Genomic DNA, 15527 nt, shown 5'->3' with positions numbered 1-15527 from the left:
TCCTCTGCTGGGGGCGGGAGTTGACGGGCGGGGCCCCGGGTCCGGGCCCGGGGCCCCGGTCTGACGGCGGATCAGCCGCTGCGGCGCCTCCTCGCCACGACCACCAGGCCGGTGCCGAGCACCAGCAGCAGCGCGCCGCCGGCCAGCGCGAACGGGACGGCCCCGTCCAGGCCGGTGCTGGCCAGGCTGCCGGACGGGGCCGGGCGGGCCTGCGGCGGGGCGGGCGCGTCCGGGGTGGGGGCCGGGGCGGGCGTGGGCGTGGGCGTCGCGGTCGGGGTGGGGCTCGGACCGGTCTGCGGGAGGAGGGTGTTGACGGCGGTCGTGGTGATGCCCGCGTCGAGGTGCTCGTCGTCCAGCACGACCGGTCCGAGGACCGGCCGCTCGGGGGCCCGGTAGCCCTCGGGCGGGCTGACCTCCTGCCAGTAGTAGGTGCCGAGGTCCGCCCGGTCGGCGCAGGTGCCGTCCGTGCCGGTGGTGCACGGGTCGCCGACCTTGGTGTCGGGCCGGTCGCCGTCGGCCTGGAGTCCGTCGGTGCCGTTGGCCTCGCGCCACAGCTGGAAGACCGCGCCGGGCAGCGGCCGGCCGTCCTGGTCGTGCTTGACCAGGCGCAGCGCGCCGCGCTGGCGCTGGAAGCCGAAGTCGAAGCCGTGGTCGTCCTGCCCGGGCCCGCCGGTGGTGAGCGCCCGCTCCACGTAGGTGCCGCCGTCGGGGACGGTGCCGTCGGAGTCGATCAGGCGGTTGTCGCCGACGTTGTCCGCGGTCGGGACCCAGTGGTGGAGCGGGCCGCCCTCGGCGTAGTCGGCGGGGTTGTCGAGCCGGATGGTGTAGGCGGTCCTGGGCCGGAGGCCGCCGGTGACGTCGCCGTCGTCGAAGTAGTACTCGCCGCGGTCGGTGGTCTTCGTGGTGCCGACCAGCGTGCCGTCCGCGTCGTACAGGTGGACGGTCGCGCCGGGCACCGGCCGCTGCTGCGGCAGTTGCAGGCCGGAGCGCTCGGGGTCGTACCAGACCCGGTTGCCGATCTGGAGCGGGGCGCGGTCGCAGAGCACTTCGAGGTCGGCCATCGCGGAGCCCTTGCCGAAGCTGGAGAAGCCGTCGGAGAGTTCCTGGCCCGCGCCGGGGTCGGGTGCGCCGGTGCGCAGGGTGAACATGGTGCCGGCGGTGTTGGCGTGGTCGAGCACGTCGTAGCCGGAGGTGGCGATGGAGTCCTCCACCCTGGACAGCGCCATGCCCGCGTAGCTGGCGTAGGTGTGCGAGCCGTAGTAGCGGCGCACGTCGTAGAAGCCCTTGCCCCGGGTGGTCTGCCCGCAGCCGAGGTTGACGTCCAGCACGTACGCGTCGCCGGACTCGCACGCCTTGTTGAGGTCGCCGGAGGAGAGCGCCAGCGTCGAGCCGGGCGGGAGCGGACGGCCGGGCACCGGGTAGGAGTTGGCCTGGTCGGTGTACCGGTCGCGGAAGGAGAGCAGCATCGAGCCGTCGGTCTCGAAGCCGATCTCGCCGAGTTCGGGCTCCCCGTGGAAGTAGCAGACCCCGGCGGACGGCGCGGTGTCCAGCCAGGGGTACCAGTAGTAGCCGGCGCAGTCGTTGGCGGACGTGCCGCGGTGGTCGAGCGGCTGGTCGAGCACGGCCGCGCCGAACGTCCCGGTGGCCGGGTCGAAGGGCAGCACGACGGCCCGCAGGTCGGCGAGCCGCTGGGTGGACTGGCCGGAGCAGACGCCGCCGACGTAGCCGGTCCCGTCCTGCATGCCCAGGCCGAACGGGCGCCAGTCCCCGGCCGCCGGGCAGCCGCCGGACGGGATGGGGTAGACCGCCTTCGGCGCGGACGCGGACGCCGCGGTGGCGTCGTACCGGTACAGCCTGCGGTCGTGCAGGTTGACCACGTACAGGTCGCGGCCGTCCTCGGTGAGCTTCAGCCCGCCCAGGCTCTCCTTCCCGGCCGCGGCCAGGAACGCCGGGTCGCCGTCGCCGCCGTGCGCGGCCGTCCCGGCGTCGGGGACGGTGGCGAACAGGGCGGTGGTCCTCTTCGCCGGGTCGGTGACGTAGATCGCGCCCGGCCCGCCGGGGCCGTACCGGGTGTCGCGCTTGGCCTGGGCCGAGCTGAACAGCCGTCGGCCGTCGCGGTCCCAGGCCAGGCCGAACACGTTGCCGGTGTCGGCGGCGGTGCTGATGTCGGTGACGTCCTGGTTGATGCCGCGCGACTCGTACGGGAAGCTCAGCAGGGTCCGCTTGCTCGCCGGGTCGGCGGCGGCGGGCTGGCAGGCGGTGGCCAGCGGGGCGTTGCGCTGGCAGTAGTCGGACGGGTTCCACAGGCCGGTGGTGAGCACGGCCTGCCCGCCGTCGGAGAGGTCGACGAACTCCTCGTTGCTGCTGAGCCGGTCCGGTGCCCCGGTCAGCCCCTCGCGGGCGGCGAACGCCGGGTACAGCACGCCCGGCCGCGGATTGACCACGTCCACCCGGTACCGGCCGCTCGCGGTCGCTTTGGCGGGCGCCAGCGTCACCGTCCCGTCGGCCGCCGTCACCCCCGTGCGCACCGCGCCGTCCTCGCCGGTCAGCGTCACCGTCACCCCGGCCAGCCCCGGCTCCAGCGCCGGACTCCACGTCCCGCTCTCGTCCACCGCCCGCACCACCCGCACCGTCACCGACCCCTCCGCACCGGCCGGCGAGGCCGAGGGGGCGGCGACGGCCGTGGCCGCCGCGAAGGCCGCCACCACGGCGGCGGCCCGTTCGGCCCGCCGCCGCCCGGCGCCCGGCACGGGCGCCCTGGTCTGCTGTTCTGTCTGGGTCATGCCCTGCTCTCGTCGTCCGTCGTCGGGAAGGCACGCCGAACCACCGCGGGAAGATCACCGGTACGGCCCCGCATGCACCTCTTTTGGCCGAATGGTAAGCGGAATACGGACATCCGCGTTGCAGGAAAAGGAAATTGACGACCCGTCAGGAATCATATCGATCACCCGTGCGTGCGCCTCGTGCGCCCCCGCCCTGCGACCTCCTGACGGATCATCAGATGTTCGCCGGCCGGCCGGCGGAACGGGACGTACCCGACCGGATAGGCTCGGGCCCCGACGGACCCCAGCGGAACCCGACGGACCCCACCGGAACGGAGCGCACCGGCATGACGACACTGACCTCCGCGGACCTGACGCTCCGCCCGTGGGAGGACGGCGACGCCGACGCGCTGGCCGCCCTGCTCGCCGACCCGGAGATCCGCCGCCGGACCTCCCACCGGGTGTCCGACCGCGCCGGGGCACTGCGCTGGATCGCCGCCGAACGCGCGGGCCGCGCCACCGGCGAGCGCCTCGCCTTCGCCATGGTCACGGACGGGCGGGCCGTGGGCCACGTCGTGCTCAAACGCCCCGGCGGCACCGGCCCCACCGGCGAGGTCGGCTACTGGACCGGCGCCCCCGCCCGCGGACGCGGCCTCGCCCCCCGAGCGGTGGCCCTCCTCTCCGCCTGGGCCCTCTCCCCCGCCGACGGCCCCGCCCTGACCCGCCTGGAACTGATCCACCACGCGGACAACCCCGCCTCCTGCCGGGTCGCCCGGAAGGCCGGCTACCCCCTCGAAGCCCTCCTCCCCCGCCCCCGCGAACGCCACCTGCACGCCCTGACCCGCCCGGCCGCGGGCTGACCGGCCCGGTGCCCCGCCCCCGGGCGGGCGCTCCGGCGGGGTCGGCCGCCCGGCGCGGTCAGTCGCCGAGGGCGAGCTTCGCGCCGAAGCCGAGCACGGCGACGCCCGTGGCCCGGTCGAGCAGGCGGCGGACGGCGGGGCGGCGCAGGCGGGCGCGCAGGGTGTGGGCGAAGGCGATCAGGGCGGCGGACCAGAGCAGGCCCTCGGCCACGTGGACCGAGGTGAGCAGGACGCCGGCCGCGAGGTGCGGGGCCCCGGCGGGGATGAACGGGGGGAGGACGGCGACGTAGAAGACGCCGACCTTGGGGTTGAGCAGGTTGGTGAGCGTCCCGCGCCGCCACCCGGCCCACCACCCGCCCGCCCCGTCGTCGCTGCCGTCGTCGCTGCCGTCGCCGTCGCCGTCACGGTCGCCGCTGTCGCTGCCGTCGCCCGCCCCGTCCCGCCGCGGGTGCCGTTCGCGCAGCATCCGCACGCCCGTCCACAGCAGGTAGCAGACGCCGGCCCAGCGCAGCGTCTCGTAGGCGAGGCGGGAGGCGGTGAGCAGCACGCTGATCCCGGCCGCGGAGGCGGTGCCCCAGACCAGGGTGCCGGTCTGGATGCCGAGGACCACGCCCCACGCCTGGCGTCGCCGCCCGAGGACGGCGGTGCGCAGGATCAGTGCGGTGTCGAGCCCGGGAGTGAGCGTGAGCAGGCCCACCACCAGGGCGAAGGAGGCGAGCGGTCCGGCCATCGTCGTCAGGTCCACGGACGGCCAGTCTACGGGGCGGCGGGGCCGCCGTTCCCGGTGCTGAACCGGGAGCCGGGCGGCGCGGCGGACCGCGCAGCCGGGGGCGCGGGGCGGTGCGCGCCCCCGGCAGGGACGTTTCAGCCCGCGTTGATCCGGGCCGCCCGGCGCAGCAGCGCGGGGCTGAGCCGGCCGAGCAGGCGGGCGGCCTTGGCCTCGATCGTGACGGGGACGACGGCCTTGCGGGTGCGGACGGCGCGGACGATCTCGGCGGCGACCTTCTCCGGCGGGAAGCCCCGGCGGGCGTACATCTTGGCGACCTTGGCCTGCTTGGCGGCGAGTTCGCCGTCGCCGAGGCCGGAGAAGGTGCTGGTGCGGGTGATGTTGGTGTTGACGATGCCGGGGCAGATGGTGGAGACGCCGATCCGGTGCGGGGCGAGTTCGGCGCGCAGGCAGTCGGAGAGCATGAAGACCGCGGACTTGGAGGTGGCGTACGCGGCGAGCACCTTGGAGGGCAGGTAGGCGGCGGCGGAGGCGAGGTTGACGAGGTGGCCGCCCTCGCCGCGGTCGACCATCAGCTGTCCGAAGGCGCGGCAGCCGTGGATGACGCCCCACAGGTTGACGTCCAGGACGCGCCGCCACTCCTCCTCGGTGGTCTGCAGGAAGGTGCCGGAGTGGCCGATCCCCGCGTTGTTGACCACCACGTCGGGCACCCCGTGCTCGGCGGCGACCTGCTGCGCGAACGCGTCGACGGCCGGGCCGTCGCTCACGTCGACCCGGTACGCGGCGGCCTTGACGCCGGAGAGGGTGCAGAGTTCGGCGGTGCGCTGCGCGGCGGGCAGGTCGCGGTCGCAGACCACGATCCGGGCGCCCTGCTCGGCGAAGGCCAGCGCGGTGGCCCGGCCGATGCCGCTGCCGCCGCCGGTGACGACGACCAACTCGCCCGCCGCGGAGGGTTCCTGGCGGACGGCGCCGTGGTCGCGGGCGGTGAACTCGCGGACCAGGGCGGCCACCGCGGGGCCCTTCTCCAGCAGCGCGGACCAGTGGGTGGCGTTCAGGGTGCGCCGGGTGAGCCGGGGCACCCAGCGTTCCAGGCCCTCGGAGAGGAAGTCGGAGACGTAGTGGTCGCGTTGCAGGGTGATCAGCTGCACCGGCACCTCGGTGTGCCGTTCGCGCGGCCGGCGCACGGTGGGGCGCATGTTGGCCCGGTACAGCTCGATGCCGTGCACGGCGTCCCGCGCGAGGGTGGCCTGCGGGTGGCCGGGCCGGGGGCGGACGGCCTCCAGGTCGCGCAGCACCCGGGGCCACAGCCGGGCCAGGCCGAGCCTCCAGGCGGCGGGGGCGAGCACGGGCAGGTGGAACAGCGCGATGTACCAGGAGTGCGCGCCCTGCCGCAGCAGTTGGGACAGGTGGCGCGGGGTGGGGCGGCGCAGCCGGTGCCGGATCCAGTGGCCCATGTGGTCCAGGCACGGGCCGGACATCGTGGTGTAGCCGGCGATCCGCCGGTACGCGCCGGGCGCGGTGACGGCCTCCCAGCACTGCACGCTCCCCCAGTCGTGCGCGACGACGTGCACCGGCCGGTCGGGGCTGACGGCGTCGGCGACGTTGAACAGGTCCGCGCCGAGCAGTTCCAGCCGGTAGTCCTCCCGGGCGGCGGGCACCCCGGAGGCCCCGGAGCCGCGGGTGTCGTAGCGCACCACGTGGTGGTCGACGGCGAGGTCCGCGGCGACGTCGTCCCAGACCGAGTGGTCGTCGGGGTAGCCGTGCACCAGGATCACCGTCGGGTCGGCCGGGTCGCCCTGCTCGTACACGGCGAGGGCGATCCCGCCGGAGTCGACGGTGCGCCGGCGGGTCCCGTTGCTGCGGCCGGTCATGCGCGTGCCTCCTGGAGTGTCCAGCGCCGCACGTGCGGCAGGTCGTCGTCGAGCCAGTACGCGTCGTCCTCGGTGACGACGAGGAGTTCCTCGAACTTGATGCCCACGTCGCGGAAGCCGATGTGCGGTTCGACCGCCCAGAGGCCGGGGGTGGGGGCGTGGTGGGAGGCGCGGCCGCCGGCCCAGAGCGGGGAGCGGCCCTCCAGGCGTTCCTTGACGAGTTCGCGGCCGAGGGTCTGGAGGGTGCGGACGCCGAAGCCGAACAGGTTGACGCCGGCCGGGCCGCGGGCGGTGTTCCGGGTGACCTGGTGGCCGATGACCCGGCCGGGGTAGACCTGGTGGCGGTTGTCGTAGCCGTGGGCGGCGAGTTGGGCGTCGACGGCGGCGTACACCTCGGCGAGGGTGCGGCGGGCCCTGACCTCGCGCAGGATCAGTTCGCGGTAGACCCGGAGGTCCTTGGCGAGCAGGTCCCAGACGGGGTTGTCGCCGACCTTGCCGCCGTAGCCGATGTCGGCGGTGTAGCCGTCCACCACGGGCGCGCAGTCCAGGACGTACGGCATGCCCTCGGTGAGCACCCGGGAGCCGGCGAAGAACTGGAGCGGGGTGCGGAAGTGCCGGAAGGCGGTGCGGTCGCCGAACCAGGCGAACGGGACGTGGAAGAAGTCCTGCACGCCGGCCCGGACCAGGCAGCGGCGCAGTTCGGCGGTGGCCTGGCGTTCGGTGACGCCGGGTTCGATCCAGGCGGCGACCTGTTCGGCGCAGTGGTAGGAGAGCTGCTGGACCTCCCGGAACTTCGCCAGGTCCCTTTCGCTGTACGGGAATCGGGGCGGCTGCTTCATCTCTCACACCTCCAGGACGAGGGTCTCGCCCTCGGCGGCCCGGGTGACGCAGGGCAGGATCAGGCCGGCGGCCCGCTGTTCGGCGGTGAGCCGGCGGTCGCGGTGCTCGGGGGTGCCGTCGGTGGTCCTGAGCACGCAGGTGCCGCAGAAGCCCTGTCGGCAGGAGTAGGGCAGGTCGGGCCTGACCTCGCGGGCGACGTCCAGCGCGGAGCGGTCGGCGGGGACGGTGAGCGTCCGGCCGTCGATCCGGATGCCGAACGGGCGCCCGTCGCGGATCGGCGCGGCCCCGAACCGTTCGAAGTGCAGTGCGGTGGCGGGCGACTGGGGCAGGGCGCGCTGGACGGCGAGCAGCATCGACGCGGGGCCGCAGACGTAGACGGCGGCGCCGCGGGGGGCGTGCGCGAGCAGCTCGGCGGCGTCGGGCAGGCCGTGCTCGTCGTCGGTGCGGACGGTCACCCGGGCCGGGTCGAGGGCGCGCAGTTCGTCGGTGAACGGGAGGGCGGCGGCGGTGCGGCCGGTGTGGACGAGCCGCCAGTCGAGGCCGGCGTGCCGGGCGGCCCGGGCCATCGGGAGCAGCGGGGTGACGCCGATGCCGCCGGCCAGGAACAGCACCTTCTCCTCGCCGCAGAACGCGAAGCCGTTGCGCGGGCGGCGCACCCGCAGGCGGACCCCGACGTGCAGGTCGTCGTGGACCTCGACGGAGCCGCCGCCGCCGTCCGCGATCCGGCGCACCGCGATCCGGTAGGCGTGCCGGTCGGCCGGGTCGCCGCAGAGCGAGTAGTGCCGCTCGCGGCCGGACGGCAGGGTCAGCACGATCCGCGCGCCGGGCTGCCAGGGCGGCAGCATCCCGCCGGACGGGTCGGCCAGCCGCAGTTCCGCCACGTCCTCGGCGACCACCCGGTGCGAGACCACCACCAGGTGCAGCGGCGGCACCGGCCGGGCCTCCGGTCGGCGCGGGCTGCGGCGCAGCCCGGGGCGGCCCAGCGCGGGGCTGTACCAGTCGCCGAAGGCGGTCAGCCGGGCGAAGAAGCGGTCGGCCCGGGGGCGTCCGTACAGGTCGGGGGGTGGCGTTTCGAGATCCATGGGGGTACGGCTCCAAGAGGTGTTCACGCCCCGCCGGGGGCCATCGGTGTTCGCGTCCCTGGTCGCGCGTCCGGTTCGGGCGCGCGCCCTGTTCGGCCGGGCGTCCGGTTCCGCCGGGTTTCCCGTTCGGGCGCGCCCTGCTCAGTGGGTGGCGGCGGCCTTGGCCGCCGGCGACTTCGCCAGGTAGGCGAGGGCCTGCGAGGAGCTGCCCTCGCGGGTGGGGTGGTAGCCGGGGCCGAAGTAGCGCGCGGCGGAGCGCAGGAAGCGGGCGGGTTCGGGCAGCAGGCCGCGCCGGGCGGCGCGCCGAGCTTCGCGCCAGGTGGGGACGAGCCGGCCCTCCAGGGTGGGGTCGGCGGCGAGCATGAAGCGGGCGCCGCGGATCCACAGGTGGATCAGCAGCGGGCCGGAGACGAACATGCCGCGGACGCGCCGCAGGTAGCCGGGGTCGAGGTGGCGCATCAGGTCGTAGGCGACGCTGCGGTGCTCGACCTCCTCGGCGCCGTGCCAGCGCAGCAGGTCGAGCATGGTGGGGTCGGCCTTGGCCCGGTCGAGGCCGGGCGAGTTGAGGGCCCAGTTGCCGAGGAAGGCGGTGAAGTGCTCGATGGCGGCGACGAAGGCGACGCGCTCGATGACGTTCTCGCGGTGCTGGCGGGCGGTCAGGCCGGGCTTGTCGCCCAGGACGCGGCGGAACAGCCAGCTGATCTGCCGGACGTAGGGGCGCGGGTCGAGGCCCTGGCCGAGCAGGTGGTCGAGGACTTCCTGGTGGGCCTCGGCGTGGATCGCCTCCTGCCCGATGAAGCCGAGCACCTCCTCGCGCAGCTGTTCGTCGCGGATCAGCGGCAGCGCCTCCTTGAACACCTTGACGAACCACCGCTCGCCCTCGGGCAGCAGCAGGTGCAGCACGTTGATGGTGTGGGTGGCCATCGGCTCGTCGGGGATCCAGTGCAGCGGCAGCCGGGACCAGTCGAAGCGCACGTCGCGCGGTTCGAGCACCAGGCTGTCGTGCACGCTGACGGGCGGGGTGGGGCGGGGCATGGGGGTGCCTCCTGACGCGCGACGGACGGGGGGAGCGGCCCCGGGTGGGCACACCGGCAAACTACTCGCGGGTAGCGGGCCGGACAAGGGGTTCGACCACTCTTATCAACATCGAGTCTAATAAGACCCGATCGAGTGACCCGCCGCCGCCGACCCGCTTGCCCCCGCCCCCGCGAACCGCCAGTGTGTGCCCCATGCCGGGTCAACGGAAGCGCGAACGCCGACAGGACGGGGAACGCCGCCGCCACGCCGAGGAGCACACGGGTTGGCAGTGGCACCCGCTCCACTCGACGCAGGACGCCGACGCGCTCCGGGCGTACCTCCGCTCCTGCCCGTACGACGCGTCGCACCTGCGGGTGGACACGCTCTGCGGACGGCTCGCCCACCCGACGACCTACCGGGTCAGCGTGCTGATGCCGCCCGGTGCCCCGCCCCCCGACCAGGAAGCCCCGTGACCGACGACCGCACCCCCCTCGTCCGCGCCCTGATCGCCCACCCGGTGCTGGCCGCACCCGCCTACCCGCCGCCGGACCGGACGGCCACCGGCCCCGCCGCGCTGTTCACCGCCTGGCTGCTGGACGCCCTCGCGGCGGGCGGCCCGGACGCCCAGGTGGTGACGCTCTCCACGGTGGACGCCGCGGGGCGCCCGGACGCCCGGGTGCTGGTGCTGCGGGACGTCGACGCGTCCGCCGCCGCCTGGCACTTCTGGACCGAGCCCGACTCCGCCAAGGCCCACCAGCTCGCCACCCGCCCGGACGCCGCGCTCACCGTCTACTGGCCGGCCCAGGGCCGCCAGGTCCGCCTGCGCGGGCCGGTCCGCCCCTCCCCCGCCTGCTCCACGCCCTCGCCCGCCCTGCACTGCTACGCCCTGCACGCGGCGGAGGCCGAGTTCTGGCAGGCGGGCCCGGAACAGCGACACCTGCGCCGCCGCCACACCCGCACCGCCGACGGCTGGACCGACACCGGCTGGACCGACACCCGGCTGCCCGCCGACGACCTCGGGGGAAATTGAGTTCGAGGACGCCGACCCGGCGTCAACGGTCGCCCGGTTCAGTCGATGGCGCCCCGCCCGCCTGGACCGACGCCCGGCCTTCACTGCCTGTCGAGCTCCGCGCGTACGGGCGTGATGATCTCGTCGACGAGCCGCTGTGCGGCCTGCGGGGGGTAGGGGCTTCGCAGGCTCAGCACGATGTGCGTCAGGCCGGCGCCGATGAGGTCCAGGACCGACCTGCGGTCACCGGCGAGGTCGTCGTAGGAGACGGTGTACTGCACGGAGCGGGTGATCGTCCGGCGGTCCCGGCCGATGGCGGCGCAGTGGGCGTCCAGGACGCGGCTGCGCTGGATGATGTAGTCGAGGGTGTTGTGCGGCGGGCCGGGAATGTTCCAGATGTCCGCGTGCTCGGCGACCAGACGGAGTGTTCTGGTCCCCCAGCCGCCGATGAGCAGCGGTGGGCCCGGTTGCTGGACGGGCTTGGGTTCGTTGCGGTTGCCCTTGAGGGTGTAGTAGCGGCCGTGGAAGTCGAAGGCTTCCTCTGTCCACATGCGCTTGAGGATGGTGACGGTCTCGGCCAGGCGGGCGATGCCCTCGGCCGGGGGGACCAGGGTCAGGCCGTAGGCGTCGTACTCCGCGACGGCGGGGTTCTCGCCCGTGACGCCACCGGCGTCGGGTGGCTGGTGGGTGCCGCCCACGCCGAGACCCATGATCAGGCGGCCCCGGGAGATCACGTCGACCGTGGTGGCGATCTTGCCCAGGACGGCGGGCCGGCGGATCCGGTTACTGGTCACGAGCAGTCCCAGCCGCAGCCGTTGGGTCTGCGCGGCCAAGGCGCTCAGGAGGGTCCACCCTTCGAGGATCTGCCCGTTCCTGGGGCCTGCGATCGGCATCAGATGGTCCCACAGCCACGCGTCCGCGATCTCCGGCAGGGCGTCGGCCTCCTGCCACACCCGGAGTACGTCCTCGTAGGCGACGCGCATCGGGGTGGTCTTGATACCGAACGTCACTCGGTCCTGCTGCTGGTCGGTCATGGTGCACACGCCCCCTTCGGCTCGACGTGCCGCCCCCGGCGACGGCAATACTGTCACCATAGGTGATCGTCAGCAATACTGACCATCAGTTCTGGGATACGATGCGAGCATGACGGGCGACGCGACATCCGAGGCCCTCGCCTCCCGACTCGGCTATCTGCTCAAGCACGTGCACCTTCGGCTGACCGAGGCCTCCGCGCTGGCGCTGGCGCCGTTCGGCCTCGACGGCCGCGAGCTGGCGGTCCTCGTCGTGCTCGCGGCGGAGTACCCGCTGTCCCAGCTGGAGGCGGCGGGCAGGCTCGGCGTCGACCGCACGACGATGGTGGCGCTCGTCGACGCCCTGGAGGAGAAGGGGCTCGTTGCGCGCCACCGCAGCCCCCAGGACCGGCGCAAGAACACCGTGCAGCTGACCCCAACGGGTCAGGACTGTCTGCGCGAAGCCGAGCACGCCCGCGCGGAGATGGAACGCCGGTTCCTCGCCCCGCTCTCCTCCTCGGACGCAACCCAGTTGGTCCGCGCCCTGCAGACCCTCGTCACCGCCCCGAAGAGCGTCGGCTGACGACCAGGAACGAGCAGCCCCGACCCCGGTGGGACAGTGACCTGTGAAGGTCCCCGCAGATCGGGTGAGCGGTGAGGTGCGGCCGAACCCGTGCGGCCTGTTTGCATCCCGCTCCGTCCGGCATCTCGCGTACACGTCTGGGCGGGTTGCTCGAAGAGATCCGTGCAACGGATCTGCGTGGAGCCCACCCACGCCGAGTGCGGGCGGTGGCGACCGCTCCGCCCGGCGGGCGACCCGGTGGAAGCCGAGCATTGAGCCGGCGCCGGCGCCGGTCCAGCAGACCGGCTGCCGATCGACCACCAGCCGGCCCGCCGGACGAGCACGTCCCGACGTCAATTTCCCCCGAGGTCGTAGCTGAACAGCAGCCGCCGCAGCCAGCCCGCCCGGGCCGCGACCGCTGCCCGGCTGTTCGCGGCCCGCGGGGCGAGGGTGTCGAAGCCGTGCGGGGCGCCGGGCCAGACGTGCAGTTCGGCGTGGCCGCCGGCGCGCCACAGGGCGTCGGCGTAGGCGGTGACCTCGTCGCGGAAGGTCTCGGCGGAGCCGACCTCCAGGTAGGCGGGCGGCAGGCCGGACAGGTCGCGGGCCCGGGCGGGCGCGGCGTACGGGGGGAGGTCGGGGGTGCCGTGCAGCGGGCCGAGCGCGGCCTGCCAGGCGGTGGCGTTGGAGACGGCGTCCCAGGTGTCGTGCCCGGCGGCCTGCCGGGCGGAGGCGGTGCCGCCGCGGTCGTCCAGCATCGGACTGAGCAGCAACTGCCCGGCTGGGGAAGGGAGTTCACCGCACTCGTCGCGTTCGTCGCGTTCGTCGCGCAGCAGCAGGGCGAGCGCGGCGGCCAGCCCGCCCCCGGCGCTCTTGCCGGCGAGGACGATCCGCCCGGGGTCGATCCGCAGCCGCCCGGCGTGCGCGGCCGTCCAGCGCAGCGCCGTCCGGCAGGCGTGCAGCGGGGCCGGGTAGCGGGCGGCGGGCGCGAGCGGGTACTCGACGGAGAGCACGGCCAGCCCGAGCGGTTCGGCCAACTCCCGCAGCACGCGCGGCAGGACGGCGTACGCGTTGCCGCCGATCAGCCCGCCCCCGTGCAGGTAGAGCAGCGCGGGCAGCGGCCCGGCCGCCCCGGCCGGGCGGGCGGCGATCAGCGGGGTACCGTCGGCGTCGTGCTCGGCGGTCTCGAACCGCCCGCCGTCGGCGAGCCGCCGCAGCGTGGGCCGGGGCCGCCGCTCCGCGTCCCGTCGCTGCCACTCCCCCATCGCCTCGGGGGTCAGCGGCGCGGGCACCCCGCCGCGGGCGGCCAGGGCGGCGGCCGTCTCCCGGTCCAGGTAAGGCTTCTGCGTCATGCTTCCGGAGTTGTACCCCACCGGACGCGATCCGTTGGTCCCCCCTGCTCGGGCGTGGTGCGGCTCGGCGCGGGAGGGGCGTCCCCGCGGTCCTGCCGGGTCGGACGGGTCGGACGGGTCGGACGGCCGCTCAGGCGCCGGGGTTCGACGACGGGCCCTACGGCAGGGCGAGCCAGTCCGACCAGGAGATCCCGCGGCCGGGGTAGCGCGGCCGCTCGAACGGCCAGTCGGCGGCGATCCACTGCGGCACCAGCGCGTCGAGGGCCTGCTCGACCTCGCCGCCCGCCAGCTCGTCCACCACCCACCAGGAGATGTCGGCGTCCGCACCGGCCTTCTCCGGCGGGTCGATGTAGACGCAGCCGAGCAGGGCCGTCTCCGCCGCGTCGAACAGCGCGTAGTTGAAGGACTGGTGCGCGGCGATCTCCTGCTCGTGCCGCAGCAGGTCGGCCCGGTCGGCCTCGTAGGTCATGGTGGCTGCGGGCCAGCCCCAGGCCGGGCCGAAGACGGTCCACAGCCGCTCGCGCGAACCCATCACGGCCGGGTAGTCGAGGGGGGTGTCCGCCTCCCGGATCGGCCGCAGGTGGTGACCGCCGCCCGGCAGCGGTACCAGGACGGGGTGGACGAAGTCGTCGGGAAGCCAGCTCATGGCGCCCGACCGTAGCAGCGCGCGGCCGTCCGCTCCCCTGGTTTTCCCCGCCCCCGTCGGGCCCCGTCCGCGGGCCGGGCCGGTGGCGGCCCGCCGGGAGCACCCGATCGGCCGCTCGGTCAATGCGGGTGGGCGCGGCCGGGCCGCAGTAGCGTCCGAGGGCGCGCGGCCCCGTCCGGGAGGGCCGTGCGGACGGCGCGGGAGGCGGCGGTCCCTGATGGTCGGGCTGGAACTGGTCGTGCTGCTGGGCGTCGCGCTGCTGGCGTGCCGGGCGGCCTCGGTGCGGCTGGGGATCGCCGCGCCGGTGCTGCAGTTGGGCGCGGGCGTGCTGCTGGGGTTCCTGCCCGCGCTGCGCGAGGTGGAGCTGCCGCCGGAGGCGGTGCTGCTGCTGTTCCTGCCGGCGCTGCTGTACTGGGAGGCGATGACCTCCTCGTTGCAGGAGATCCGGCGCAACCTGCGCGGCATCGTGCTGGCGAGCACCGCGCTGGTGGTGCTGACGGCGGGCGCGGTGGCCGCGGCGGCGCACGCGACGGGGGTGCCGTGGGGCCCGGCCTGGGTGCTGGGCGGGGCGGTGGCGCCGACGGACGCGACGGCGGTGGGGGTGGTGGCCCGGCTGCTGCCGCGCCGCAACCTGATGGTGCTGAAGGCCGAGAGCCTGGTGAACGACGGTACGGCGCTGGTGGTCTACGGCCTGGCGGTGGGCGTCACGGTGGGCGAGGAGCCGCTCGGGGTGCTGCACGTGTCCTGGCTGTTCGCGCTCTCGTACGTGGGCGGGGCGGCGGCGGGCGGGCTGGTGGCCTGGCTGGGGGTGCTGGTGCGGCGCCGGGTCTCGGACCCGCTGAGCGCGAACCTGGTCTTCCTGCTGATCCCGTTCGGCAGCTACCTGCTGGCGGAGTCGATCGGGTCCTCGGGCGTGCTGGCGGTGGTCACCGCCGGGCTGACCATCAGTCAGACCTCGCCGACCACCGGCAGCGCCGCGGCCCGTCGGCAGATCGTCGCCTCCTGGTCGCTGGGGACGTTCCTGCTGAACGGCGCGCTGTTCGTGCTGGTCGGCATCGAGGCGCAGGGCGCGGTGCGCGGGCTGGCCGCCACCACGCTGGCGCGGGCGCTGGCCCTGGTGGTCGTGGTGGCGGCGGTGCTCACCGGCACCCGGATCGCGTTCCTGTTCGCCTCCGCGTACCTGATCCGGGCGGTGGACCGGCGTCCGCAGCAGCGGGCCCGGCGGGTCAGCGGCCGGGCCCGGATCGTCAGCGGACTGGCCGGGTTCCGCGGCGCGGTGTCGCTGGCGGCGGCGCTGGCCGTCCCGGCCGTGCTGGACTCCGGGGAGCCGTTCCCGGACCGGGACCTGGTCGTCTTCGTCACCTTCGGCGTGATCGTGCTGACCCTGCTGCCCGGCCTGGTGCTGCCGGGCGTGGTGCGCTGGGCCCGGCTGCCGGACCCCTCGGCGGACGGCGCGGAGGAGCGGCTCGCCCACGAGACGGTGCTGCGGACCGCCCTGGCGGCGCTGCCGGAGGCGGCGGCCGAGGTCGGCGCGGACGGGGAGCTGGTCGAGCGCTACCGGCGCGAACTCGAGGCCGCGCTGGCCGACCTGACCTCCTCCGACGCCCCGGACGCCTTCGCGCGCGACCCCCGGGACACCGCGCTGCACCTGGCCCTGCTGGCCCGCAAGCGGGCCGCGCTGGTGCGGCTGCGCGCCGAGCACCGGATCGACGACACCGTGCTGGTCACGCTGGAGACCAGGCTGGACATCGAGGAGCTGCGGCTCACCCACCCCGAGGCGGTGGACTGAGCC

General features: G+C 75.0%; 14 protein-coding genes. 5 read left to right on the top strand and 9 right to left on the bottom strand.

Annotated features, from left to right (window positions below; all coding sequences use genetic code 11):
• Positions 1-71: 71 nt before the first annotated feature.
• Positions 72-2783, bottom strand: a complete 2712-nt coding sequence (locus ACIP60_RS02345; protein ID WP_400679088.1) for an SdrD B-like domain-containing protein — start codon at positions 2781-2783, stop codon at positions 72-74.
• A 326-nt stretch (positions 2784-3109) separates the two neighbouring features.
• Here ACIP60_RS02345 and ACIP60_RS02340 point away from each other — a divergent pair, with 326 nt between their 5' ends.
• Positions 3110-3622: a GNAT family N-acetyltransferase gene (locus ACIP60_RS02340; protein ID WP_400679086.1), complete on the top strand. Its 513-nt coding sequence runs from the start codon at positions 3110-3112 to the stop codon at positions 3620-3622.
• Between the two features lie 58 nt (positions 3623-3680).
• Here the strand turns inward: ACIP60_RS02340 and ACIP60_RS02335 are convergent, their stop codons facing one another.
• From ACIP60_RS02335 to ACIP60_RS02315, 5 genes are all read right to left on the bottom strand, one after another.
• Positions 3681-4352 (bottom strand): LysE family translocator, encoded by a 672-nt coding sequence (locus ACIP60_RS02335; protein ID WP_400679913.1) that lies wholly within the window; start codon positions 4350-4352, stop codon positions 3681-3683.
• 134 nt (positions 4353-4486) lie between these two features.
• Complete coding sequence (locus ACIP60_RS02330; protein WP_400679085.1) at positions 4487-6220, bottom strand: SDR family oxidoreductase; 1734 nt, start codon at positions 6218-6220, stop codon at positions 4487-4489.
• Positions 6217-7059, bottom strand: coding sequence for a M24 family metallopeptidase (locus ACIP60_RS02325; protein WP_400679083.1), 843 nt, complete (start codon positions 7057-7059; stop codon positions 6217-6219). The genes ACIP60_RS02330 and ACIP60_RS02325 overlap by 4 nt, the downstream gene beginning before the upstream one ends.
• 3 nt (positions 7060-7062) lie before the next feature.
• A complete protein-coding gene (locus tag ACIP60_RS02320) occupies positions 7063-8142 on the bottom strand; it encodes a PDR/VanB family oxidoreductase (RefSeq protein WP_400679081.1) in 1080 nt (359 codons plus the stop codon).
• A gap of 141 nt (positions 8143-8283) precedes the next feature.
• A complete protein-coding gene (locus ACIP60_RS02315) occupies positions 8284-9177 on the bottom strand; it encodes a metal-dependent hydrolase (protein ID WP_400679080.1) in 894 nt (297 codons plus the stop codon).
• A gap of 194 nt (positions 9178-9371) precedes the next feature.
• Between ACIP60_RS02315 and ACIP60_RS02310 the strand changes: the two genes are divergently transcribed.
• Both ACIP60_RS02310 and ACIP60_RS02305 read left to right on the top strand, forming a co-directional pair.
• Positions 9372-9632 (top strand): hypothetical protein, encoded by a 261-nt coding sequence (locus ACIP60_RS02310; protein WP_400679079.1) that lies wholly within the window; start codon positions 9372-9374, stop codon positions 9630-9632.
• Entirely contained in the window at positions 9629-10189 is a 561-nt protein-coding gene (locus tag ACIP60_RS02305; RefSeq protein WP_400679077.1) for a pyridoxamine 5'-phosphate oxidase family protein, read from the top strand. The genes ACIP60_RS02310 and ACIP60_RS02305 overlap by 4 nt, the downstream gene beginning before the upstream one ends.
• 80 nt (positions 10190-10269) lie before the next feature.
• On the opposite strand, the gene ACIP60_RS02300 is transcribed toward ACIP60_RS02305, so the two are convergent.
• Positions 10270-11202 (bottom strand): LLM class flavin-dependent oxidoreductase, encoded by a 933-nt coding sequence (locus tag ACIP60_RS02300; protein WP_400679076.1) that lies wholly within the window; start codon positions 11200-11202, stop codon positions 10270-10272.
• Positions 11203-11311: 109 nt separating this feature from the next.
• Between ACIP60_RS02300 and ACIP60_RS02295 the strand changes: the two genes are divergently transcribed.
• A complete protein-coding gene (locus ACIP60_RS02295) occupies positions 11312-11761 on the top strand; it encodes a MarR family winged helix-turn-helix transcriptional regulator (protein WP_400679074.1) in 450 nt (149 codons plus the stop codon).
• Between the two features lie 332 nt (positions 11762-12093).
• Here ACIP60_RS02295 and ACIP60_RS02290 read toward each other — a convergent pair whose 3' ends face one another.
• A complete protein-coding gene (locus ACIP60_RS02290) occupies positions 12094-13089 on the bottom strand; it encodes an alpha/beta hydrolase fold domain-containing protein (RefSeq protein ID WP_400679073.1) in 996 nt (331 codons plus the stop codon).
• Between the two features lie 157 nt (positions 13090-13246).
• Positions 13247-13735, bottom strand: coding sequence for an N-acetyltransferase (locus ACIP60_RS02285; protein WP_400679072.1), 489 nt, complete (start codon positions 13733-13735; stop codon positions 13247-13249).
• Between the two features lie 217 nt (positions 13736-13952).
• Here ACIP60_RS02285 and ACIP60_RS02280 point away from each other — a divergent pair, with 217 nt between their 5' ends.
• On the top strand, positions 13953-15524 hold the full coding sequence (locus tag ACIP60_RS02280) for a Na+/H+ antiporter (RefSeq protein WP_400679071.1): 1572 nt from the start codon (positions 13953-13955) through the stop codon (positions 15522-15524).
• The last annotated feature ends 3 nt before the right edge of the window (positions 15525-15527 follow it).

The organism is Kitasatospora sp. NPDC088783, from assembly GCF_044750705.1.
Classification (GTDB): domain Bacteria; phylum Actinomycetota; class Actinomycetes; order Streptomycetales; family Streptomycetaceae; genus Kitasatospora; species Kitasatospora fiedleri.
This window is presented reverse-complemented; position numbering and strand designations above follow the sequence as displayed.